Origin of the sequence: Sphingobacterium cavernae, from assembly GCF_008520265.1 — a bacterium.
Taxonomy (GTDB): domain Bacteria; phylum Bacteroidota; class Bacteroidia; order Sphingobacteriales; family Sphingobacteriaceae; genus Sphingobacterium; species Sphingobacterium cavernae.
The window spans coordinates 25,373-50,823 of sequence record NZ_VIQM01000022.1 but is presented as its reverse complement, the minus strand read 5'-3'; the positions used below and the strand labels follow the sequence as shown (position 1 = coordinate 50,823).

Below are 25,451 nucleotides of genomic sequence, written 5' to 3'. Positions count from 1 at the left end.
GAATTGTGGGTTCATATTATTTATTTTAAACTACTTAGTACAAGATATTTTCTTTACTCCAGATCCGTATGCATCCATCACGGTTTCCCTCGACCCTTGACGTGGCTATAATTGTGTTTGTTAAATCACCACCATTTCATGTAATTGTATTGAATTGCATACCATTTTTTAATCGTAATGGAAATAATTCTCCTTGGTCTGTTTTGCTACCATATAATCGAACATCACCATTTCGACCTATTACTATTCTAATGACTGGTTTTTCTACTGTTCCTTTAAATTCCCAAATAGCTTTTACTCTTTTGTTTGCTGTGATATTATTGTTTCCAATAGATTGATATTGACTTCCATCTTCAAATTCAATATTTTGAGTTGTATTAGTAGCATTATTTTGGAATTGTACTTCACCAGTAGTTACACTTGTTCCGATAATAGGTGTTCCATTTACTTCTAGATTGAATGCATTGTCTAATTCCGTAATATTGTAAACAATTCCATAATCAGCTCCTGCCTCAGTAAAATTAAAAGTAATGATATCACAATTTTTAACAAATGTAGTCTTAGTTGAATTTTGAGGTTTAAAATCGATTCCTGTATAAGTTACATTTTTTCCATTTTCTTTAATGGTTTTAGATGTTTGAGGGAATTCCCAATCGAATCCATTGCCACTTACAGCTTGGGTACAAGTTCTTAAAGTTAAAATTAGATTATAACGATGACCTGGTTTAAAATTCAATCCAGCTACGGTGATATTGTTTTTAATTTCATTATCTACTTCTAATGCGTTAAATGTCAATGACATATTGGTTGTAGTATCAGGAGTTAAAATTGTCGTATTAGACGTCATACATCGCTTTCCAGTTCCCAGTGAAGGAAAGGTTACAGATTTTCCGTTATTAAGTAGACTTTCATAAGTTATTTTACCATCCTTTAAATTTAAAGTAACATCTTGAACTAATGAATTGAAAGTAGGTGTATGTATAGCGGTAATTTGGCCCGTTATTGTATTGTGCATTTGTAGGGTAGTGGTTACCTCACTAAATTTTGGTTTTAGCTTTGCAGCTAAAAAATTCTGCCCTTTATTTAGTTTCATTTTCTTGCTCTTCCAATATAATAAATCTTCATTTACATTTTTTATTTGTGCTGAAATTAGATTATTGCGGTTCGTTATCTGCGGAATATTAGATGTAGAACGTGAACTTACTACCATAGATATATATTCTGTGTAAGTATTGAGTGGTATTGCGGATTCTAGGGTTTCTTGTTTGTAAATGTAGTCACGTTCGTCTACAAAATTTCCAGCTGCATCATATACCAATAATTTATATTTGATATTATCTGCAAGCTTTTGTAGAACAGCCGAAGCACTTTGTTTAAAATCTGTTTTCAAATTTTCAGTACGATTATTTTCAATAGGAGCAAGTTGGCTTTCAATACGAAAATCTTCATTTACATACTGTATATGAGTATCAGAACTTGTTTGGTACTCCGAAGCTTTATTACTCACTAAAATATCATGTTCAGCTTCGTACGCTATTCCTTCAATGTTCACACTCAAAACAGCTTCTTCCCCTACTAAATTTTCTTCTTGAGTTTTTTCACATGAAAATAAGATACTAAGTAATCCTACTAGTGTTAATATAATTGGCTTATGTATATTTGTTTTGCTCATCTGATTTAAATAATTCTATACGATTTCATTTCAAAAAAAATTACCAATCAATTGTTCTCTCGACAGTTGGTTCTTCGATTCAATCTTCGTGTATGAAAAAATTATCATCAGTCGCTAGCACACGTGCTGAGTCTGCTGATAATGAACATTCTATTTCTAATAAAGTGAATGAAATAACTGGTCTTATATATTGTAGTTTATTTGTGTGCATGATACTATCTTAATCAAATTGATGCTACAAAATTATTAGTATCTAATGCAACTAATTAAAGTTTAACGGGTTTAATTTAGTCTTGTAGATTTAGGTCTACAATATCTTAATTGGGGTATAAATCATTGACTAATTATTATTTGTTTAGGAAAATATTTTTTATGTTTATAGTTTTTGACTTATTTTTATCGATTAGATAGCGCTATCTAAACTAATAATTTATTTAGGTCGGAAAGCTAAGTTTTGGTAGTTAAATTTTAAGAGATTTCACAGTTACTTCTTAAGGGAATACGAAACAATTTGAAATCGTTGCAATCGAATCAAAAGAATAACTTGCTATAGTAGTTTTTACTTTTAAATAATTCAGTTACAACTAGTAAACTTCAAAATGGATAAAAATCACTTTTTGTTAAAATTCCAAATTCTTCGCCAGAATTCGCCTAATGAATTGAACTCCTGACGATAAACTAATCCCAAGGCTGTAATATATTCTGCATCCAAGGAACGGATTAAGAAATTTCGGGTATAGGGTCTATTATATGCTCTGAAAAGTAAGTTGCCTTCTCTACGGAGTTTGTAAGTCAATTCTGCGTCGGTCGTGATTCCTTGGCGGAAAAAAGTAAGATCCGTCGCTTCAAAGTTGGTGCGGTCTGTAATTCCTCCTGAAAGTACTAATCTATCATTAAGTAATCGCAATGAAGCTGAAGCGTCATTGAAGGAACGGATATTTAAATCCAAAAAATTCACATTCAGCGATTGGGATATAATATTATTCAACTGGTTGAAGGCTATTTCTGTACCTGCTGAAAGTAACGTATTATTGACTTCCCGACCGATTTCAGAACTTGAGCTCGGCGTGAAACTACGACGTACGATCAAGCTCAGCGCTTGTTGGTTCACGTTATTGGCATCGCTGAGGAAGCTTTGCAATTGATCTTTGATATATGGATTTTGTGGGAAGTTTAAATCGAATGTAACATCCGGCTGTTCTAAAGTGCCTTTAATAAGCATGTCTGCCTGTGCTAATACACGTTCATTGTCTCCCGAATATCCTGCTGCATTGTACAGAGGGCCGACTGCTGTTCGCTGCTGATAGATAGCATTGAGATTAATGACTGCTTCTGATGGGTTTCCTGTCCAACGAATGGTTCCGCCTTCTTTGATGTCAAAATATTTATTGATAAAATCTTGGGCTGTGAAGTGAAATTTTCCCTGATTTACGATGTAGTCGCCAAACATTTCAAAATCCCCCAGACTAGAAATTTTCATCGCAATAGTGCCGTTTCCACTACCTTTCAATGAACCCATACTGGTTTGAAGATTTAATTCCGCATCAGGAGTGAAATTCAGGTTCATGTTCATTGTTAAGCCGCTAAATAGGTTGCGCTTAACTCTGTTTTCATTTTCGGTAGAATCGGGACTAACGAAATAGATGAAATCATTATCCGATACCGTCATCGCCGAATTGAACGGTAAAGTGATTGCAGTTCCACTTTCCGATTTAGCATCAATATCGATATTGATTGAAGATGTGTATCCTTTGAATCGAAATAAGCCAGACGCAAAGGCAGTTCCGTAGTACAAGTTGTTGTCTTTGAAACTGGTATTCAAAATCATAAATCGCAAGCCGCTCACATCGACATCGATATACGGATTTGCTAATTTTTGCAAATTAATAAGTCCATTAGCCTGTGCTTTATTACCTTTTATGTCTCTTACACTAAGGTTTTGTAGCATAATAGCGTTGTTTTCTACAAGGGCGATCTGATTATCTATATAATAATGAGTATTCAAATAATTAACTGTAAATTCTGCATCATTGAATTTCCCAAGACCTGTGATTTTGGGATTTTTGAATGTCCCTTTGATGTCTACATTGGCATTTCCTTTTCCTTTTAAATTCGATACCAAATTTTTGAGGAATGGTTGAAATATCATCAAATCTGTTTCTGCGAGTGTACCTTTTAAATTAAGTGGTTCATCCTCACTATAGAAATTATATTCGCCATTAACCAAAACACCTCTTTGCAAATCATCTAAGAGCTTTAAGTCAATTAGCATATTTCCTGTATTTGGATTAAAGTCCGCTTTTAAACCAAGTTGACCAATTGGAATTTCATTATAAATAATTGGGCTTGTCTGAATATTTGCTGATGCGACAGGATTTTTAAAGACTGAGGTAACATCGACTTTTCCATCTAAAGATCCTTTTAGATTAATTCCTAAAGGCTGCGTGATGCCTTGCAAGGAAGCTAAGCTGAAATTATTAAACAATACATGCAATTGGTCTGCTTCGTTGGAAAGAATTCCATCCAGTTTAACACGTTGTTTGTCTTGACTTAATATCAAATCATTAATATAAACTTTTCCTTGTGAGATATGCATTTTTGCCTCCTCATTAAGCGCCCATGTATCTTTATTAATAACGATAAAAGAAGGTCTGAAATGTATATAAGCAGGTGAGTTGTGTGCAAAATGAATATCTCCATTTAGATTTAAATAGTTTGTTGCGCTGCGTTCGGATAATTCCAAATTGAAAACTAAACTGTCGTTGGCTAAGGTGTTTTTAATAGATACATTATTCACATATGTACTATCTGCAAAATTTATTCTGTCGGCTAGAATATCCAATGAAAAAGCTTGTTGGTCTGCATTCTCCACTACAGAAAGGTTTGTTAATTTTACCCCTTTATAGACTACAGTTGGGCTAAAAGCCGTGAATTTAGCATTGAAATCCTCTGAGGAAAATTGCGCATTCAAATGTGCTCCATCCTCTAGCGAAAGAGAAGGATCTAGTAAAGCAGAAATCGGTTGGAAAGATTTAACATCGACCTTCAAATTAAAATTCTGCGGATTATAATGTTGTGTTTCAAAATTGATAGCTGGCGCATAGCGCATAGCCAAAGATTTGAAATAGGGTACAATCGTGTTTAAATCAATTACCCCTGCAATATTGGCATCCAAAACATCAGATTGCAAAATCAAAATTCTATTTTGATCATCACCTTCAGCAGTAAAATTTATGTCTTCAATAAAAAATAATCCTTTGCTGGTGCTAAGTCTTACAGAGTCTGCCTGAAGTTGCCCCACCAAATTATTAAGATTGTTCCCTACAAGATTCGTGTTAATATTAGCTTGATGAATTATGACACTGTCTTTATCAAGCCAACCTAATTTGTTAGGAGAGGCATGCGATACTACTGCGTCCAATGTATAATTTACGTCTTTAGTAGCCCAATCGATAGCCGAATTGTAAGTCAACTGTAGATTCTTATCATCCACCATACCTTTCATGCTAAGTATTTTATTTTGAAAAGTACCTTCGACTTGTGTCTGGTCGTACGAGTATTTGTAAATGGTTGATTTCGTGAAGTTTCCTTCAAATTTTAAATCTAGGTCTTTCAGATCCAGTCCTCTACCATTTAGTTTCAAATCGAATGAAGATGCTCCAATGTTTTTTTGATTGAGTACATCGCCAATTTTAAAATTTTGAGCGGCTATTTTTCCATTATAACTCACCAAATTCTTGATGGTGAGGTGCGCATTAGGTTGCAATGATCCAGCAGCGGTTTTTAAATTTCCTTTGACATCAAAATCATTATATAGCCCCAGAAAAGAACCCGTATAATTCACATCTTTGAGATTATGGATTTGTGTCGGAAGTTGTATTTTTTTTCCATTTGCTAATTTGGGAACGAAATATTCGATGTCTTGCCCAGAAGTTTTTAACTCTTTTATCGCGAAGCCAAAAACTGTTTTATTGATGTTTGGTAAACCTTTGATGGTGAAATTTCCTGTTAGACTGGTTTTTTTACCTGTACTAAGTTCTACATTGCGAGCGACAATATCAGATACAGTCCCGCTTAAATCGGCGTTCTTGATGGAAGTTGTAAATTGTACAGTCCGCATTGTGGGTGCGAAGAATTCAATATCTTTTGAGTCTACGTAAGCGTCTTTTAAGTTTGCTTTCACATTAACTTTAGTGAGGAAAGAGCTGAAATCATTAAACTCATCATACTCAAAAATAACATAATCGCCTACTGTCGAATTATTTGTTCGAATAAGGAGATCTTCAAATTTCATCTGTTTGTCGCTGTACGATGCTTTAGCAGTTAATTCTTTAAGATAGAAGCCTGTTTTTTCTTTTAAGGTCAGCCCAGAAATATAGGCTGACAGAATAGAATCCAATTTAATGTTATCCAATACCCCCGAAATTTCCGTTACTACTAAATCAGCAAAATTGACTCCAGCTCGCGGATAGGTGTAATTATTATTGACCATCCTGAACTTGTTATTATTAAGTTCAATACGATCCAAAGCTAATTCTAGCTTTTGTTTTTTATCTTTTATTTGCTTTTTAGGTGGAGTGAGGTAAGCTATGTATTTAGCTAAATTAGAGCTATCTGGATAAATTTGATAATTCAGATAAGCGCCCTCTAGCTTGATTTCTTCAATTGTGACTTTATTATCAAAGAATTTGAGCAAATCTAAGTTTGCATTCAATTTCTCCGCATAAAGTGTAGTGTCGCCATTATGCTCGATGACAGCAAACTTTTGTAAGGATAACGTCGAAAATGGTTTAAAATAGATTTTGTCTAAAGTGATATTAGCGTTAAGTTCCTTACCCAAAAATGTGGCTACACGTTTGGATAGGTAAGTTTGTACGGAAGAAAACTGTAAAGAAAAAATAAGCAAAAGCACCAGTACAAGTATACTAGCAATAGTCCAAAGCGTTATTTTCAGTATTTTTTTGATACTTTTGTGTGTTAAATAAATTCTTCCAAAATGGCTGTAATTCTAGGGATCGAATCGTCGTGTGATGAGACATCAGCGTCTATATGTATTAACGGTGAAATCAAATCAAATATTATCGCAACACAAGCTATTCACGCCAAATACGGTGGTGTAGTTCCTGAGTTGGCATCACGTGCACACCAGCAAAATATTATTCCGACGGTTGATCAAGCAATACAGCAAGCCAAAATTACAAAAAATGATGTAGATGCCGTAGCTTTTACGCGTGGACCTGGACTTTTAGGTTCACTTTTAGTGGGTACATCATTCGCGAAATCATTTGCCTTGGCACGAAATATTCCTTTGATCGATATAAATCACATGCAGGCGCATATTTTGGCGCATTTTATTGAAGATCCAAAGCCAAATTTTCCGTTTTTGTGTTTAACAGTTTCTGGTGGTCATACTCAAATAGTTTTGGTAAAAGACTACTTTGATATGGAATTGATAGGTCAAACTTTGGATGATGCGGCTGGGGAGGCATTTGATAAAACTGCTAAAATTCTAAATCTTCCTTACCCCGGAGGTCCGTTAATTGATAAATATGCAAAAGATGGCAATCCAACAGCATTCAAATTACCTGAACCGCAAATAGCAGATTTGAATTTTTCTTTTTCTGGATTAAAAACTGCAATTCTTTATTTGGTGCAAGCTGAAATGAAGAAAAATCCAAATTTTTTGGAAGAGCAAATGCAGGATCTTTGTGCTTCGGTGCAAGATCGTATAGTGACGATTTTATTGAATAAATTAAAAAAGGCAGCTAAGCAAACAGGTGTTAAAGATATCGCTATTGCTGGAGGTGTTTCTGCTAATTCTGGTTTGCGTAAGTCTCTACTTGAAATGGGGCATAAGTACAATTGGAGAGTTTTTATCCCAAAATTTGAATATTGTACAGACAATGCAGCGATGATTGCTATTGCAGGCTACCATAAATTTTTAAATGGTGAGTTTGTCGGTCAGGAAGTTATGCCATTAGCACGTATTCCTTTTTAATAGAAAACAGCAATGGAATTGTTAATTGCTGTTTTCTCAAGGCTAGATTTGTGTTTAATGGGCTTGTGTGAATAATAAATCACAGCATACTTGACCATGCGGGAAACCATGTTTTTTGCTTTCATGAGTATTTTATTTGCTTTTCTTAGAAAATATTTTACAAATATGAAATAAATAATTATTTTGAAAAATTATTTTAAAATAAAAATTAACCCTATGAAGAAAAAGTATTACGCTCCATTGGTTATGGAAGTCGAATTTTATTTAGAACAGGTATCGCTGTTGGCTCTACAAATCTGACATTTGGGGGTAGGAATCCTGAAGACAATGATCCGTTGATAAATGATGATTATGAAACTTCTGGATCTTATGGTTGGGAAACAGAGATATTCTAGAATATTAGTCAATCATGAGAAAAAGCCTCAGATCATTCAGATTTGAGGCTTTTATATTTTGAAAGAGAGTTATTGTTATTTCTCTTCTAATACTTTAGTTACTAATTCAGCAGCTTCTTTCAATAAAATTGCTGAGTATACTTGAAGACCTGACTCGTCGATCAATTTTTTCGCCTCAGCAGCATTAGTACCTTGAAGACGTACGATAATTGGAACAGGGATGTTACCAATTTCATTGTAAGCATCAATTACACCTTGCGCTACACGATCACAACGAACAATACCACCGAAGATGTTGATCAAGATAGCTTTTACATTAGGGTCTTTCAAGATAATGTTGAATCCAGCTTTAACTGTCTCCGCATTCGCTGTACCACCTACGTCTAAGAAGTTTGCAGGTTCACCACCAGCAATCTTGATAATATCCATAGTTGCCATTGCAAGACCAGCACCATTCACCATACAACCTACGTTACCGTCAAGTTTTACATAGTTCAAGTTTGACTCACCGGCTTCAACTTCAGTTGGATCTTCTTCAGTTACATCGCGCATAGCAGCGATATCAGCGTGACGGTACAATGCGTTTTCATCTAAATTAACTTTAGCATCTACCGCTAAAATTTTATCATCTGAAGTTTTTAATACAGGGTTGATTTCGAACATCGATGCATCGATAGAATCGTAAGCTTTGTATAATGCAGCTACGAATTTCACCATGTCTTTGTGCGCAGCACCAGATAAACCTAAGTTGAAGGCAATCTTACGAGCTTGGAAACCTTGTAAACCAACTTTAGGATCAATTTCTTCTTTGAAAATCAAATGAGGAGTTTTCTCTGCAACCTCTTCGATATCCATACCACCTTCTGTAGAATACATGATAATATTACGACCAGTACCACGATCTAATAATACAGACATGTAAAACTCTTTTGTTTCACTTTCTCCAGGATAGTAAACATCTTGAGCAACTAATACTTTATTTACTTTCTTGCCTTCAGGACCTGTCTGTGGTGTCACTAATTGCATACCGATGATATCAGTAGCACGTTGCAATACCTCATCATGGTTTTTAGCTAACTTAACACCGCCACCTTTACCACGTCCACCAGCATGAATTTGCGCTTTTACTACAACCCAATCCGAGTTAAAGTCTTCCTTCAATTTTTGAGCAGCAACAACTGCTTGTTCTGGAGTGTCAGCAACAATTCCTTCTTGGATTCTTACGCCAAAACTTTTAAGTATTTCTTTTCCTTGATATTCGTGAATGTTCATTGATAAAAAATTTGACGTAAAAATATGACTTTTATTCTTAAGAGACAAGAATTTATTTGGATACTTTTGTTATTCACTTGTGCTTATTGCCTTGTCGCAAACTTACAATCTGATTCTTTTTCTTAAATTCGTATCATGATTCTAAAAGCATCAAATATTTTTAAATCCTACGGCAATCTACCTATCCTAAAAGGGGTGGATATTACCGTGAAAAAAGGTGAAATTGTCAGCATCGTCGGAGCTTCTGGTGCCGGAAAAAGTACGTTACTGCATATTATTGGCACATTAGATAAAGCAGATAAAGGCGAGCTATTTATAGATAATGCAGCTATACATAAACTTTCCTCGAAAGAGTTAAGTGCTTTTAGAAATCAGCATATTGGTTTTATATTTCAATTTCATCACTTGCTGCCGGAATTTACAGCGTTGGAGAATGTATGCATTCCTGCATTTATTGGTGGCGCAAAAAGTGATGTAGCGGAGAAGAGAGCAATGGAATTGTTGGATCTTTTAGGTGTAGCCGAGAGAGCTGGTCACAAGCCATCACAGCTATCGGGAGGGGAGCAGCAACGCGTCTCAGTGGCACGTGCATTGATTAATAACCCGAAAATTATTCTAGCGGATGAGCCTTCGGGTAATCTGGATTCAGAGAATGCAGCGGCTTTACATAAATTGTTTTTTGATTTGCGTGATTCTATGGGGCATACCTTCGTAATTGTCACGCACAATGAGGAGTTAGCGAATATTTCAGATCGAACGATTCACATGAAGGACGGTAATATATTTTAGATAGGAGAGAAAGTGCTGAAAAGATTATTAATTACCAGTGCTACACACAGCCTGGGATTGCGTGTATGTAAATTGTTAGCGGATAAATATGAACTTATCCAAGCGACGTCAGAAGATCTTCCTGTCTTTATGCAGGAAAAATATGTAAAAATACCGAAAGGCGTGAACCCTACATTCGCTCATGAGATGTTGAAATTAGCGTTGGATAATGGTTGTAATTATATATTGCCATTGCAAATAGCCGAAATTGAATCTTTGTCCGAATCTTTGTTGTTATTCGAAGAATATGGTATCCAAGTTATTTGTCCTTTAAAAGCACAATTACAGGAATTAGACATTTTACCTAATCCAGCAAAAGAATTATCATTAAGTGTGTTATTGGATAAGACGGATCTGCTGTCGCATAGACAGGTTGATATTGAGGTAAATGGTCTAGGAGTATTGTCTGATTCAGAAATGGATTTCTTTTTAGCAGTAGCGCGATAATGGAATTTAAGATGTTAGATAAGATTACTTTGGACAAAGCGGTATACGCATTCGAACTGGATGATGTTTTGTTTCCAAGGCAAGATTATTTGTTACAAGTCTATTACCTATTTGGAAGTTTTTACGAATTCACGGAAGGAAGTGTAAAGGCTAACGATTTGGCTAACTTCATGAAAAAAGTTTATTTATATCATGGAGAAGAAAAGGTGTTTGATGCGACTAAGGAGGTATTTGGTATCGATGACAAATACCATGAAAATCTTGAGCGTTTGAGAGCTAATGCGCAAATACCGCTAAGATTAGAGTTATTTGATGAAGCAAAAAACTTACTTCAAAAATTATTTGAAGCTCATAAAAACGTCGCCATTCTAACTAAAGGAAACCCAGTTGAACAGTTGAATAAACTTAAATTTTTGAATTGGGATATTTTAGGTGAATATAAAGACCTCATTAAGATTTATTTTGTAGACGAATTACGTCATCAGAAAATAGATGTAATTCCCTATCTTGCAGAGGAATTTGATGTTAGTCTTGATCAGATTTGCGTAATAAATTAGGAGAAATATTCATGAAAACTATTGCATACTATTTAGGAATTGCGTGTGTGTGCGGTATGCTATTCTTGTCTTGCGAAAGAGATGATGATGAGAAAAATAATCAGAATCACTATGAAATAGATAAAAGTAAAGTATATGTGGATGATGACTATGAAAATAGACTTAAGGATTCAGTATGGTATTATTATAAGTATCTTTCGCTATGGGAATCGGGTCTAAGTCCAATTACATCCGATATTGGAAGGATGGATTCTACTAACTATTTGAAAGATAATTATACGAAATATTTTCAGTCTGCAAGTGATGTTTTAGGATACCTTATGTATCTTACAAAAGCGAATGTTATAGGGAAATCTGTAAAAAGTAATGCTGGGAGTGGTAATTCGTATATGTATTATAAAGATATTATTTATGATCATCTTAAAGGAGAAACTAAAGCTTACGATTGGTATAGTTTTTTAGATAGAGGCGGATTTATTACTGGAGCCGTACAAGAAGGATACATTTCTGGTTTTGGAATGGATCTAATGTATCTCCAAAAGGCAAGTACAGAAAATGCAGATTTGTTTATACGTTTTATTGAAAAAAACTCAGCAGCTTATAACGCAGGTTTGCGTAGAGGGCAACAAATAATAAGTCTTAATGGTGATATAAAAATTGATTACAACAGCCAAAAAAGTTCTAATTTCAATACGTTAAATAATTATTTGAATTCATCAAACCTTGAGGTGAAATATAAAACACCTGATGGGGTTATCAAAACGGTTAATATTGCCTACAGAAATAACAGTTTTATAGATGCTGTATATATTGATACTATTTTGAATGTTGGCAATACCAAGGTTGCATATGTTGGCTTGAGTTCTTTTTTAAGTACAGATGCTTGGGTGAATGATAAAGGTGTCGGCAAGAGTTTTCAAACAAGATTACGGGATGTTTTTGAAAAATTTACTGCACAAAATGTGTCTGAAATGATTGTAGATCTTAGGTATAACGGTGGGGGGTCAGTCTTAACGGCAGAGTATTTGTCCGATGTGATGGCTCCATCATCAGCCTCTGGACAATTAATGTATACATATAAAATAAATTCAATTTTAAAAGAGTTTGGTTGGGATAAACCAGGTGATGAATTTGCACCAGTTTATTTTTCAAAGAAAGGAAATCTCAATTTATCTCGTGTATATTTTATAGTTACTAATGAAACAGCATCGGCAAGTGAGTTGTTGATTAATACATTATCTCCTTACATGCAGGTCTATATGGTTGGCAATTATAGTTCGGATGGTAAAACCAATATAGCTCAAAATACATACGGTAAGCCTGTTGGGTTTTTTCCTGTGGAAATAGTTAGTTCGAGTAATGAATTATATGTAACATCATTCCAGATGTTTAACAAGAATGGAGTAGGAGATTACTTTGCCGGCCTTAAACCGAATTCCCATGTTTGGGAATATGACTCTTTTTTAGACTTTGGTAATCAAGAAGAGACTATGTTAGCGGCGGCGTTAGGACATATTAAAACAGGAGTTTTTAAATCAACCCAGTCTCGTTCCGTTTCGGGAAAAACTAATTTTGAGAGAAAATTTTCGCAAGAATGTGTTTCTCCACAAAAAATTCAGGGTATGTATAAATTTCCTGCCAAAAAAGTTCATTTTTAATAAGTATATTTAGGTCATCATATACAAACTTTAATACGAATGAATAAGCCCAATAAGCCTATTACAATTAAGGAAATTGCTAGAAAATTAAGGATCTCACCTTCAACAGTTTCTCGCGCTCTTAATGATCATCCAAGTATAGGCTTGGTAACTACAATGCGTGTTAAGAAATTAGCAGAGGAATTAAACTACGAGCCGAATCAAACTGCAATTTTTTTTAAACAACGTAAAACATTTACTATAGGTGTAATTTTACCAAAACTATCTGAACCGTTTTTTGCATCCGCAATTAGTGCGATAGAAGAGGTAGCCGAACAACAAAAATTTACCGTTCTATTAGGACAATCATTAGATAATCCGGAGCGTGAATTGAATATCATTAACAGCTTCCGAAACCATAGAGTAGATGGGGTTCTAATGTCTCTTGGCAAGAATACAACTAATCTAGACTTCATAGAGCGTCTACGTAAATATGAAATTCCTATTGTTTTTTTTGATTGCGTGCCAGAAGGTATAGAAGATGTTCCTAAAGTTTATTGTGACCTTTCGACAGGCATTCAGGAAGCCGTACAAGCTTTTGCAGAGCGAGGGCATACACAAATAGCTTTAATTAATGGCCCAGAAACATTAAAAGCTGCAGGCGAGCGTACGCTTTCATTTAAAAAAGCATTATTGGATAATGGATTAAATTTTGAAGAGAAATACGTAGTATATTCAGAGTTGACAGAAGAAAGTAATTACGCCGCAATGGAAAAGTTAAGAGGGTTAGCTGATAGACCATCTGCCATTCTTGCATTTAATGATTATGTGACTTTTGATATTATTAAATACGCAAAAGAGAAAGGTATTTATTTAGGTCACGATATTCAAATCATTAGTTTTGCCAATTATTCCTTATGGAAGTATATGGATAATCCACCTTTAGCAAGTATTGAGCAATACCCTGCTGAGCAAGGTGCTAAAGCTGCGAGTGTTTTATTTGAATTATTAGATAATAAAGATTTAGACTCGACGAATATTGATCATATTTTTGCTTCTAAATTGGTATATCAATAAAGTTCATATTTATTTTGATTTTCCAAAAATAAAAAAGGATGCATATTCAAATATGCATCCTTTCGTATTATATAAACTGACTGCTATAAGTGAATCACTTCACCGTAAGCATCAGCAGCAGCTTCCATAATAGCTTCACTCATTGTAGGGTGAGGGTGAACCGCTTTGATCATTTCATGGCCAGTAGTCTCTAATTTACGCGCAACAACGATTTCAGCGATCATTTCTGTTACGTTAGCACCGATCATATGCGCGCCTAACAATTCGCCATATTTAGCATCGAAGATTACTTTCACGAAACCATCTTTTGCACCAGCAGCTGAAGCTTTACCCGATGCAGAGAATGGGAATTTACCCACTTTGATTTCGTAACCTGCTTCGCGTGCAGCTTTTTCTGTAAGACCTACAGAAGCAATTTCTGGAGAACAGTAAGTACATCCTGGAATGTTACCGTAGTTGATTGGTTCTACATGCAAACCTTTGATTTTTTCAACACAAGTGATAGCTTCCGCGGAGGCAACGTGAGCCAAAGCTTGGCCTTTGACAATATCACCAATTGCGTAAACACCATCAATATTTGTTTTGTAGTAATCGTCTACGAGTACACGACCTTTGTCTACTTTTACTCCTACTTCTTCTAAACCTAAGTTTTCGATATTTGGAGCGATACCTACTGCTGATAAGACGATTTCAGCTTCGATTACTTCATTACCTTTCGCAGTTTTAATATTAACTTTTGACAATGCACCTGAAGTATCCACAGAAGTTACCTCTGATTTAGTCAAAATATCAATACCTGCTTTTTTCAATGATTTTTCAAGTTGTTTCGATACTTCTTCGTCTTCAACAGGAACGATACGATCCATAAATTCAACGATAGTAACTTTAGTACCGATAGCATTGTAGAAATATGCAAACTCAACTCCAATAGCACCTGAACCAACTACTACCAATGATTTTGGTTGGGTAGGTAAGTTCATTGCTTGACGGTAACCAATGATTTTTTTACCATCTTGTGGTAGGTTTGGTAATTCTCTTGAACGTGCACCAGTAGCCAAAATTGTATGTTTAGCTGTGTATTCTTTAGTACTTCCGTCAGCAGCTTTCACTTCTACTTTACCACCTTTTTTTATCTTGGCAGTACCCATGATCACATCGATCTTGTTCTTTTTCATCAAGAACTGGATACCTTTACTCATGCCTTCTGCAACACCACGACTTCTTTTTACGATTGCACCAAAGTCAGCTTCACCGCCTTGTACTTTAATTCCGTATTCTTCTGCATGGTTTAAGTATTCAAATACTTGCGCACTTTTTAATAAAGCTTTTGTAGGAATACATCCCCAGTTCAAACAAATACCACCTAAAGCTTCGCGCTCCACAACGGCAGTTTTAAACCCTAATTGAGATGCACGGATAGCAGCTACATAACCACCCGGTCCAGATCCAATCACAATAATGTCGTAGTTCATATAGTTTTTGAATTAGTTTTCTTTTTCAAATTTTGTAGCCAAAAATACATTTTTTTTTCGGCTTAGCGATATTATATTGATAGCTAAATGACTAAAACTAATAAATATTTTGTGTTGTTTACTTAGGTTAAGCGTCTTCGAAGTGAATTTAGAAATGTCCTATTATGTGTTTTATAGCCTTTATTGTCAATGTTTAGTCAATAAAGGGGTATGATTGATTATATGTTTAATAATTAGCTATTTTCGTGATGCAAATATATATATAGTATGTTACGAATTTTTCAACAAGTTGCTTTGTGGGAAGCAATATCTACAGTGATCTTATTTTTTGTTGCTATGCCCTTAAAATATCTTGCAGATATACCAGAGGCTGTGCGTGTAGCTGGATCTATCCACGGATTCCTAGTAGTCATTTTTGTCATCTTATTAATCATGTGTTGGCAGACTTATAATTGGAAATTTTCTCGTGTAGTTAAGTATTTTGTACTATCCCTGTTTCCTATTGTTTCTTTTTGGGTTGAAAAGGATGTTAAAAAGGATATATTAAATAAAACAAAAGCTAGCGTTTAAGCTAGCTTTTGTTTTATAATAATTTTGGAGGTGGAATTAAATTAATATTTATTCTATTCATTTTATACCTTTTAATCTCCAGTTGTGGTATTATGAGTTCCTGTACGGATGATGTATCACTAAGTCTTTCTTATGTTTGGTCTCTTCTTGGTTGAATCTCAGCAATTCTAAAAATTGTTTTATTAGTTGGATAAGTTCCTTTAGTTTCATCACTTATTGTCAGAAATGATGTTTCTCGACACGTAAGTTGATTTACATATGGGGGATTTGTTGATTCATTCAATCCGCACTGGATACCAAGATTAAGATATAAAAGACAATGTGTATCGATCGTAGTGAAGGTTTAAAAGCAAGAGAATAATTATAAAAACTAATCTTTTTGAGGAAGATCATTTATGCTCATATAAGCATACGTAATTTCTGTTTTGCCGTGTGGTGTTGGTGTTCCATTTGCGTCTAAATTCACAAAAACTAATTTGTCGATTGAAAGTATAGTTTTTCTTGTAATTTTATTACGAACCTGACAGGTTAGCGTAATTGATGTTCTGCCAAACTCTGTGGCAGTGATGCCCAGTTCAATTATATCCCCTTGTTTCGCAGAGCTTACAAAGTTAATTTCAGAGATGAATTTTGTTACTACATGAGGATTTCCCAGTTGGACAATAGCGTATATTACTGCTTCTTCATCGATCCAACGCAATAGCGTACCACCGAAAAGAGATCCATTTGGATTTAAGTCTTCTGGTTTTATCCATTTTCTAGTGTGAAAATTCATAGTAGATAGTATTAAGTATGATTATTAAAAAATAAAGGGACAAAATACTTTGTCCCTTTATTACAATATTTTAAGCGTGAATAGCTCTATTTGCTGTAGCTGCTAGGGCAGCTTCTTTAAGTGCTTCGGTATAAGTAGGATGGGCGTGACAGATGCGTGCGATATCTTCTGCAGAAGCTCTGTACTCCATAGCTACAACTGCTTCAGCAATCATATCTGCTGCGCGAGGGCCAATCATGTGAACACCTAATACCTCATCCGTCTCCGCATCAGCCAATACTTTCACAAAACCATCTGTATCTCCAGATGCTTTAGCACGACCTGAAGCTTTGAATGAGAATGAACCTGATTTGTATTTCTTACCTGATTCTTTTAATTGTTCTTCTGTCAAACCAACTGAAGCAACTTCTGGCCAAGTATAAACGACGCCTGGGATTAAGTTGTAATCGATGTGTGGTTTTTGACCAGCAATACGTTCAGCCACGTAGATACCTTCGTCTTCAGCTTTGTGTGCAAGCATAGCGCCTTTTACGACGTCACCGATAGCATAAACACCTTCAACAGCAGTTTCTAAGTGATCATTAACTGTAATTTTGTTTCCTCTTTCTTCTGGAGTAATGCCGATATTCTCTAAACCTAAGTCTTTGGTATAAGCTACGCGTCCTACAGATACAATACAGTAATCTCCTTCAAAAGATACCGCTTGACCTTTAGCGTCTTCAGCTGTAACTGTTACTGTTTTACCTTTAGCAGAAGCTCCAGTTACTTTGTGACCCAAGAAGAATTCCATGCCCAATGATTTTTTCAAGACACGTTGTAATTCTTTACCTAAACCACCATCCATTGTACTGATAATTGATTTTGCATATTCAATTACCGAAACTTTAGCACCAAGACGTGCGTAAACTGAGCCCAACTCAAGACCAATAACACCACCACCGATAACGATTAAGTGTTTTGGTACTTCTGTCAAGTTTAATGCTTCAGTAGAAGTGATAATACGTTTTTTATCAATTGGCAAGAATGGTAAAGCTGTAGGTTTTGAGCCTGTAGCGATGATTACATTTTTACCAGTGATTTCTTCTGTAGCACCATCTTTTTTCGTGATTTTGATTGTGTTTTTATTCACGAAAGAACCTGTACCTTCGTAAGAATCAATTTTGTTCTTTTTGAAAAGGTATGTAATACCAGCTGTATTTTGAGCGATCACATCGTTTTTACGATCGATCATTTTTTTAACATCAATTTTTAAGTCTTTCACAGAAATACCGTGATCTGCAAAGGCATGAGCAGCATTGTGATAGTGCTCTGAAGTGTCTAATAAAGCTTTGGATGGAATACAGCCTACATTCAAACATGTACCACCAAAAGTGCTGTATTTTTCTATTACCGCTGTCTTTAACCCCAATTGAGCACAACGGATAGCGGCTACATAACCGCCTGGACCACTACCAATTACTATTACGTCGTATTGCATAATTGCTATTTTATAATTTTTGTTGCAAAGTTAAGCTTTCTCGTTCACTATTACCAAATTATGTTGGCATAAAAAAAGGCACTTTAAGTGCCTTTTTAGTGTTATAATGTTGCTTGAACTGAAATTATTATTCAGCAACGATTTTACCTTTCATCATACCAAAGTGACCTGGGAAGCTACAAATATATTCGTAAACACCTTTATCAAGAGTAACGGTGATTTTATCTTCTTCAGCTGGTCCTAATAATTTTGTATGTGCAACGATTGATGATAATGATGATTTAGGGATGTATTCATTATCAGAAGCCGCAGCAGCTTCACCACCGAATGTAGCGATATCTACACCTGGTTTAAGAATTACTAAGTTGTGTCCCATTGACTCCTTAGGTAATGAACCAACATTTTTTAATGTCAATTCTAAAGGTTCACCAGCTTTTACGCGGATCAACTCTGTATTGAATTTCATTTGATCATTTCCTTCTACAGTCCAGGTATTTGATGAAGTTACGTTTTCAATGCCTTCTACCGTTTCTGTTACGCTAGGCGTTGTTTCTTCTGTTGTAGAAGCAGTATCCGTATCATTTTTCTTATTATCACCACCACATGAAGCGATAGTTAAAGCTACTGCAATTGCAGGTATTAAAAAGTATTTTTTCATAATCTTAACTAAGTTTTCTTTTGCCAAATTTACAAATTATCTGCATTTACTAAAATTTCTTAACTATTTATTATCTGTAACTTACAAGCTTTGACAATTTTATTATAAAGTTCAATAGGATTAAATGGCTTACCAATTACATCATCTGCGCCGACTTCGAAGGCTGCCTTTTGCTCATGTTCCATCACAGAAGCAGAAATAGTAATAATCGGTATAGTACTGCGTTTAGGATCTAAATTGTTTCGTATTTCTGTAATCGCCTCAAATCCACTCATTACGGGCATATGCGTATCCATAAGAACCAAATCGAAGTGTTCTGCGTCCAAAGCTTCTAAAGCAAATCTTCCATTTTTTACAATTTTAACTTCACATTCCCATGTGCGCAGCATGTGTGCTAGCATAAAACTATTTAAATCATTATCTTCCGCTACTAGTACTTTCAGTTGTGACAGCTTTTGAAGTTCAGTATACTGTAAATTTTCCTTTTTCTTCTCCAACGCTTCTTCTTTTACTTCTTCCATCTTAACAATAAATGAGAAGGTAGATCCTTCACCATAATTACTTTCTGCATGTACTTCTCCTTGGAGCAACTTAGCTAATCTTTTCACAATAGCAAGACCTAATCCTGTTCCACCAAATTTCTTCGTAATTCGATCATCACCTTGCTCAAATTCTTGAAAAATTTTCTCTACAGACGTTGATTTTATGCCGATTCCTGTATCTTTTATTGCAAATTTAATTTCATGAACACTATTCGAAGCGGAAAGTGACTCGATACAGAATTCAATAGATCCTTTTTCAGTGAATTTAAGAGAATTTGATATGAAATTTGAAAGAATTTGTTGGAGTCTCAAGGAGTCAAAACTTACAATTTTTGGAATCTTTTCGTCAATTTTAATGTCAATTTTTAATCCTTTATTTTCAGCTTTGATTTTGAAAATATTAGCAGTTTCTTCGATTAAATCTTTTAAATTGAAATTTTCAAATTCAATCTTTAGCATGCCTGAATCAATTTTGGAAATATCCAAAATGTCATTAATTATCATTAATAAAGAGTTTGAAGCGGTATCCAATCTTTTTACCCAATCAATTTGTTCTGGATTTAGGGAAGAACTTTTTAACATATGAATAATCCCCATGATGCCATTAATTGGTGTGCGAATCTCATGACTCATGTTTGCTAAAAAAATTTCCTTTGATTTTCGAGCGTGTTCGGCTTCTTTGTTAGCCTCGATAAGAGCAGATTTAGATTGTTCTAATTCTGCATTCTTTTGTATAATTTCTTCTTGAATTTGAACCTGTTTTATGAAAGCATTAACCTTAGCTATAGTAATTTCAGGATTCAATGGTTTGTGTAAATAATCAACAGCACCACTTTGAAGACCCTTTATTAAAAATTTGTCTTCCTTAGATATTGCTGTTACCATGATGGCGATAATATGACTCGTCTTAGGATTAGCTTTCAATAAGGATACGAACTCAAATCCATTAATTTCAGGCATTTGCACATCAACTAATGCTATGGAAATATCATTTTTCCAGCATAACTTCAGTGCCTCATTAGGATCAGTTGTGCTTATCATATTGATATTCTCAATATCACCCAACAAAGCTCTCAAACTAATGATGTTTTCTTCCTTATCATCAAGTATCAGAAGATTAATGTTTTTCATGGTTCATTAATTTAAATTTTTGAAAAATGAAAGAATTTCATCATCCTTCCAAACTGTAGGACTTTTTGTTTCACGAATTCCCGCCAAAGGCATAGTACGAATAATAGATTGGGCTGGATCCTGAATTATTATTTTACCCCCATAGTTTTCAATAACCCTTAATCCCTTTGCGCCATCACTATTGGCACCCGAAAACAAAAAAGCCGTGCATCGATCTGCATATACTTGTGCAGCTGTCTCAAACAAGACATCAATAGATGGTCTTGAATAGTTTATATGTTCTGAGCAATCCAATGAAAATGTATTGTTAGGTTCAATCAATAAATGATAACCAGCTGGTGCGAAATAGACATGATTTTTGCAAATATCCATCTTGTCTATGACCGGTATTATGTTTTTATTTAATTTTCGTGATAGACTTTTCTCAATTTTTGTGTCATAGTGTCTATTTCTATGAAGCACTATACAAATAGCTGCTTCAAAATTGAAAGGTAACTGCTCTAATAATCCTGCAATCAGCGTATATGATCCAGCTGAACCACCAATTATAATTATATCTGACGCAATAGCCATTATTTTATTTTTTGGTAGATATTGTATTGTTTGTCTATTACTTTAAAATTCTTTTTAATGTCCTGTGCGTATAAGCTTTCTTTAGATCCTAAACATAGAAAACCAAACAAACTCAATGATTCATAAAATAAATTAAGTACTCGCTCTTGTAATTCTTTGTTAAAATAGATCATTACATTTCTACACATAATGAGTTGAAATTCATTAAATGCTCCGTCTGAGACAAGATTATGCGTAGAAAACAGAACTTTACTTCGGTATTCTTTATTAATGATAGCAGCATCATACATAGCTGTATAATGGCTTGAAAAGTCTGTAACAGGCTTTGTTTGTAAATAATTCTCTGTGTAAGATTTGATTTTATTCAGAGAATACACTCCCTTACGCGCAATCTCCAATGTTCTTGGACTAATATCAGTTCCATAGATGAAGCTACGATCTAAAATACCCATTTCGTTTAAAAGTATTGTTGTCGAATAAGCTTCTTCACCAGTTGAGCTTCCTGCACTCCATATACGGATTTGCGGATAGGTTTTTAGATACGGAATCACATTCTTTTTTAAGGATACATAAAATTGTGGATCACGAAACATTTCAGTTACGTTAACCACAAGCTCTTGTATGAAGTAATTATGAAAATCTTTTACATTCACAATTGCGTTTTTAAGATCAACCACATCCATTTTTTCAACTTGTAAAAAGCGCTCAATTCTTCTTTTAAGTGAAGATTTGGAATATCCTGACAAATCTATTTCCGTTACATTTTTCAGCAGATAAATAATGGATTCAAGATCATCATATTCAATTAAGATACTGTTATTTATCCCAACCATACTTGTAACAATGATGTCAGTTTATCAATATCAATAGGCTTACTAACATAATCATTCGCCCCAATCTGAATTGATTTTTCTCTGTCACCTTTCATCGCTTTGGCTGTGACAGCGAGTATCGGCAAATTCTTATATTTTAATTCATTTCGAATAATTTGGATAGCTTCATAGCCATCCATTTCAGGCATCATAATATCCATTAATACGATATCTACACCATGATTTGGATTTTTCAATATATCAACTGCTTCTTTTCCGTTATTGGCAATCTCGATATTCATATCATAGTTTTGTAGACTAGTGGATAATGCGAATACATTACGCATATCATCATCTGCGATCAACACACGCTTACCATTTAAATTATTGGTCTGCGTAATAGTTGGTACTATTGCTGCAGGTTGATTAGCGTTGGTATTAAGTTTATTCAAAAACAAATTCACTTCGTCTATAAGTCTATCGCTTGATTTGTCTGATTTGAGAATGGTCGCTCTGGCATCTTTGAGAATTTTATCATATTGTTCTCTAGGTAATTCGTATGCCGTATTGATTATGATTGGAATTTGCGCCAATGAACTATCTTCTTTGATTTTTTCAATTAGATCCAAGCCATTGCCATCAGGTAAGCTTAAATCTAGTATAATACAATCAATATTTTTCTCCTCATTTAATTTTGCCCAGGCTGAGTTTAACGAGAATGTTTGAATTACATTAATATTGTGACCAGCAAAAGAATTTTTAATATAATCGCTTTGAAGCTCTTGATCCTCTACTAAGAGAATTTTTTTAACAGATTTACTCAGATTAATATTAATATTCTCAAATGTACTCTGGATAGTATCTTCTGTCACAGGCTTGTGCATGAAGCCAATAGCGCCACATTCTAAAAAGTCTTTTTTAGAGAATGTAGCAGCAGACATCATGTGAATAGGTATATGTTTTGTGCTGTCCGTGTCTTTTAAAATACGTAGTACCTCCCAACCATCTGCAATAGGTAGCATTACATCCAATATTATTGCACTTGGTAAATGTTTTTTTGCTAATTCTATGCCCTTGGCTCCATCATGTGCTAATAGCACTTCATAGCCATAGTCTTCCGCAAATCCTTTCAAAATATCAGCAAAATTTATATCGTCTTCAATAATCAATATTGTCTTGCGATCTGCTACAGGAGTTTGAGCTTCTTTTTCCTCCTCATTTGCAACTTTAATATCTTCTTTTGGTAAGATGATATGTTTTGACGTAGGAGCTAAACTTCTTGTTTCTTTCTTATCTGACAATTCTGCTCTCTGAACTGGGATGATTAGTGAGAATTTACTTCCAACTCCAATCTCACTTTCCAGTGCTATTCGACCGCCTAATAGGCTAGCAATTTCTTTACTAATGGATAGCCCAAGACCTGTTCCACCATATTTACGACTCGTTGATCCGTCTTCTTGTCTAAATGCTTCGAAAATTAAATCTTGCTTTTCTTTGGAGATTCCTTTGCCTGAGTCAATTACATCAAAGCAAAGGTTATTGGATTGTAAAGAGACTTTTAGCTGAACTGTACCATTTGACTCAGTGAATTTAAATGCATTAGATAGGAAGTTTTTAATAACTTGTTGTAGTCTATATTCATCTGAAAGAAATTCTTCAGGAACCTCATTGTCAATAATAGTTTGGAATTTAATATTCTTGTCTTTCGCAATCGCCTTAAACAATTCTTCAATATCTTTGACAAATTCGCTAGATGAGATTTTCTCCACATTAAGATCAACATGTCCTGCTTCTATTTTTGCTAAATCTAGCAACTCGTTAATCAATTCTAACAAGTCAGCCCCAGCATCATGGATTACTTTCGCATACTTAACTTGTTCTTGGTTTAAGTTTTGTTTTTTGTTGTCTTGAAGAAGTTTTGCTAAAATCAAAATACTATTTAGAGGCGTACGTAGCTCATGACTCATGTTAGCCATGAATTCTGATTTATATTTACTTGCCAATTCTACTTCTTGTATTTTTTGCTCTACGAGATTTTGTGTTCGGTTTAAGTCTTGATTTCTAGACTCAAGCTCTTCTGCTTTTTTGTTTAATTCTAAGTTTGTCTGTGTTAGTTCTTCTTGTTGTACGCGCAATTCTTCTTCCGAAGATTCTAATAAGTTTGTTTTATGTACTAATTCTTCATTAGTGATGCGTAATTCTTCTTGTTGAGCTTCTAGTTCTTCTGTTTGTCTTTGCGTTTCATCCAATAATTCTTGAACCAACAAGTGACTTTGTCCAAATTTAATTCGAGTTGCGATTGTTCTGCTAATACGATTAAAATAGTCTCGTAGTCTATCCTTTAATTGTGCATCATAATCTGCTAATGCTATTTCAATCAATCCTAAAGTAACACCATCGTGTACTAAAGGGCAATATAAAATAGAGTATGAGGAGTCTTTGATAAGTGTGCTTTGAATGTTGAGATGATCTTTAGGTTGATTTTCTAATACAATAATATCCTTATCTTCCGTGATTTTACCAAGGAATCCATCGCCTGAAATAAAATCTCTGATTGCTAAATTTCTATTTACGCCGTGATCAGCGCACAGTGTAAATACTGGAGAGTCAGGTTTACGTACATAGATGGCAATGGCTGGAGTTTGTAAATGTTTATTTAATATGTTAATGACTACATGACATATTTCGCGCTCATCATCAAGACCACTGATTCCTTCAGATATTAGGGCACTTTTCTCTAATATCCAATTTGTGTTCTCAATTTTTACTTTTGCTTCAACAAATTCATTATTTATTGATGTAAGATTATCTGTCGTCTCCTTTAGTTTTTGTAATGTTTGAATTACTTTATAAAATGTGAAGATAATGAAGATGAAAATTAGTGTGATTAAAACAACTATTACAATCTTGGCTATATTAAATGATTGTTCGTTTTTCTCCATTTCAGCCACCCTATGCTCAATAACATCTTTAATGAATGTGTTTACAACGGTTAGTGTTTTCTGATCTTGTGCATTCCAATAAGCAATTAATTCATCTTTGTCTGTGTATATTGGATTTAAGGAAGATTTTATTAAATCTTTTGTGTGGAGTTTTAATGGAATAACATATTCATTACCATCCTTTGCTTCTTCTAATTTAGCAGTCTCTGTCTCTAACTCCGTTGCTATATTTCGAATGTTTTGTTTTTGCGAATTAGGAGTTCGAGCCTCATCCATATTCGCGTGAATCAATTCTTTTATGTGGGTATTGATTGACGTGGATATATATAATTTATGTTGTGTATTGCTAAGAATTTCTTCGTTCTTATTCGTGAATACATTGAGACTGTAAAATAAATAAGAAGCTCCAAATAACATAATTAGCATAGATATTATACTACTCGAAATGAGCTGACTTTTCATTCTGTTATTTTTATTCATAATAAGATAATTAGTCGATTTTATACCATATTTATTATCAATAAAATAGTATAAATGGTACTAATATGTTTTTCAATAAAATTAAGTAAACGTTGTGCAATATAAGTACAATGCAATAATAATTTAGATTTTTATA

At 34.4% G+C, this 25,451-nt stretch carries 18 protein-coding genes; 7 read left to right on the top strand and 11 right to left on the bottom strand.

All coding sequences use genetic code 11. The annotated features are described in order from the left end of the window. Positions 1-136: 136 nt before the first annotated feature. Positions 137-1,672 carry a hypothetical protein gene (locus tag FLS47_RS03350; protein ID WP_149912981.1) on the bottom strand — a complete coding sequence of 512 codons (1,536 nt, stop codon included), beginning with the start codon at positions 1,670-1,672 and terminating at the stop codon, positions 137-139. 610 nt (positions 1,673-2,282) lie between these two features. After that, positions 2,283-6,584, bottom strand: coding sequence for a translocation/assembly module TamB domain-containing protein (locus FLS47_RS03345; protein WP_149912980.1), 4,302 nt, complete (start codon positions 6,582-6,584; stop codon positions 2,283-2,285). Between the two features lie 84 nt (positions 6,585-6,668). Here FLS47_RS03345 and tsaD point away from each other — a divergent pair, with 84 nt between their 5' ends. Continuing rightward, on the top strand, positions 6,669-7,670 hold the full coding sequence (gene tsaD, locus FLS47_RS03340; protein ID WP_149912979.1) for a tRNA (adenosine(37)-N6)-threonylcarbamoyltransferase complex transferase subunit TsaD: 1,002 nt from the start codon (positions 6,669-6,671) through the stop codon (positions 7,668-7,670). A gap of 470 nt (positions 7,671-8,140) precedes the next feature. Here the strand turns inward: tsaD and sucC are convergent, their stop codons facing one another. Beyond that, positions 8,141-9,337, bottom strand: coding sequence for an ADP-forming succinate--CoA ligase subunit beta (gene sucC / locus FLS47_RS03335; RefSeq protein ID WP_149912978.1), 1,197 nt, complete (start codon positions 9,335-9,337; stop codon positions 8,141-8,143). A 138-nt stretch (positions 9,338-9,475) separates the two neighbouring features. Between sucC and FLS47_RS03330 the strand changes: the two genes are divergently transcribed. The 5 genes from FLS47_RS03330 to FLS47_RS03310 are packed head-to-tail and all read left to right on the top strand — an operon-like array spanning position 9,476 to position 13,883. Beyond that, positions 9,476-10,126, top strand: a complete 651-nt coding sequence (locus FLS47_RS03330) for an ABC transporter ATP-binding protein (protein WP_188347348.1) — start codon at positions 9,476-9,478, stop codon at positions 10,124-10,126. Positions 10,127-10,138: 12 nt separating this feature from the next. Further along, positions 10,139-10,612, top strand: coding sequence for a hypothetical protein (locus FLS47_RS03325; protein WP_149912976.1), 474 nt, complete (start codon positions 10,139-10,141; stop codon positions 10,610-10,612). Further along, entirely contained in the window at positions 10,612-11,169 is a 558-nt protein-coding gene (locus tag FLS47_RS03320; RefSeq protein ID WP_223225113.1) for an HAD family hydrolase, read from the top strand. Before FLS47_RS03325 ends, FLS47_RS03320 begins: the two co-directional genes overlap by 1 nt. Positions 11,170-11,180: 11 nt before the next feature. Continuing rightward, positions 11,181-12,827, top strand: a complete 1,647-nt coding sequence (locus tag FLS47_RS03315) for a S41 family peptidase (protein ID WP_149912975.1) — start codon at positions 11,181-11,183, stop codon at positions 12,825-12,827. A 39-nt stretch (positions 12,828-12,866) separates the two neighbouring features. After that, positions 12,867-13,883 carry a LacI family DNA-binding transcriptional regulator gene (locus FLS47_RS03310; RefSeq protein ID WP_149912974.1) on the top strand — a complete coding sequence of 339 codons (1,017 nt, stop codon included), beginning with the start codon at positions 12,867-12,869 and terminating at the stop codon, positions 13,881-13,883. Between the two features lie 83 nt (positions 13,884-13,966). On the opposite strand, the gene lpdA (FLS47_RS03305) is transcribed toward FLS47_RS03310, so the two are convergent. Next, complete coding sequence (lpdA, locus tag FLS47_RS03305) at positions 13,967-15,355, bottom strand: dihydrolipoyl dehydrogenase (protein ID WP_149912973.1); 1,389 nt, start codon at positions 15,353-15,355, stop codon at positions 13,967-13,969. A gap of 267 nt (positions 15,356-15,622) precedes the next feature. Here lpdA (FLS47_RS03305) and FLS47_RS03300 point away from each other — a divergent pair, with 267 nt between their 5' ends. Continuing rightward, the gene (locus FLS47_RS03300; protein WP_149912972.1) at positions 15,623-15,925 is read left to right on the top strand and encodes a DUF3817 domain-containing protein; all 303 of its coding nucleotides are present in this window, start codon (positions 15,623-15,625) and stop codon (positions 15,923-15,925) included. 370 nt (positions 15,926-16,295) lie between these two features. Here FLS47_RS03300 and FLS47_RS03295 read toward each other — a convergent pair whose 3' ends face one another. The 7 genes from FLS47_RS03295 to FLS47_RS03265 all read right to left on the bottom strand — a co-directional run bounded on the left by FLS47_RS03295 (position 16,296) and on the right by FLS47_RS03265 (position 25,297). Beyond that, positions 16,296-16,700 (bottom strand): acyl-CoA thioesterase, encoded by a 405-nt coding sequence (locus FLS47_RS03295; RefSeq protein ID WP_149912971.1) that lies wholly within the window; start codon positions 16,698-16,700, stop codon positions 16,296-16,298. A 70-nt stretch (positions 16,701-16,770) separates the two neighbouring features. Next, positions 16,771-18,177, bottom strand: coding sequence for a dihydrolipoyl dehydrogenase (gene lpdA, locus FLS47_RS03290; RefSeq protein ID WP_149912970.1), 1,407 nt, complete (start codon positions 18,175-18,177; stop codon positions 16,771-16,773). Positions 18,178-18,304: 127 nt separating this feature from the next. Next, positions 18,305-18,835, bottom strand: coding sequence for a plastocyanin/azurin family copper-binding protein (locus FLS47_RS03285; RefSeq protein ID WP_149912969.1), 531 nt, complete (start codon positions 18,833-18,835; stop codon positions 18,305-18,307). Between the two features lie 59 nt (positions 18,836-18,894). Continuing rightward, positions 18,895-20,508 carry a response regulator gene (locus tag FLS47_RS03280; RefSeq protein WP_149912968.1) on the bottom strand — a complete coding sequence of 538 codons (1,614 nt, stop codon included), beginning with the start codon at positions 20,506-20,508 and terminating at the stop codon, positions 18,895-18,897. Between the two features lie 6 nt (positions 20,509-20,514). Next, entirely contained in the window at positions 20,515-21,081 is a 567-nt protein-coding gene (locus FLS47_RS03275; RefSeq protein ID WP_149912967.1) for a chemotaxis protein CheB, read from the bottom strand. Then, on the bottom strand, positions 21,081-21,914 hold the full coding sequence (locus FLS47_RS03270; protein WP_149912966.1) for a CheR family methyltransferase: 834 nt from the start codon (positions 21,912-21,914) through the stop codon (positions 21,081-21,083). Before FLS47_RS03270 ends, FLS47_RS03275 begins: the two co-directional genes overlap by 1 nt. Next, entirely contained in the window at positions 21,902-25,297 is a 3,396-nt protein-coding gene (locus FLS47_RS03265; protein WP_188347347.1) for a response regulator, read from the bottom strand. Before FLS47_RS03265 ends, FLS47_RS03270 begins: the two co-directional genes overlap by 13 nt. Positions 25,298-25,451: the final 154 nt, after the last annotated feature.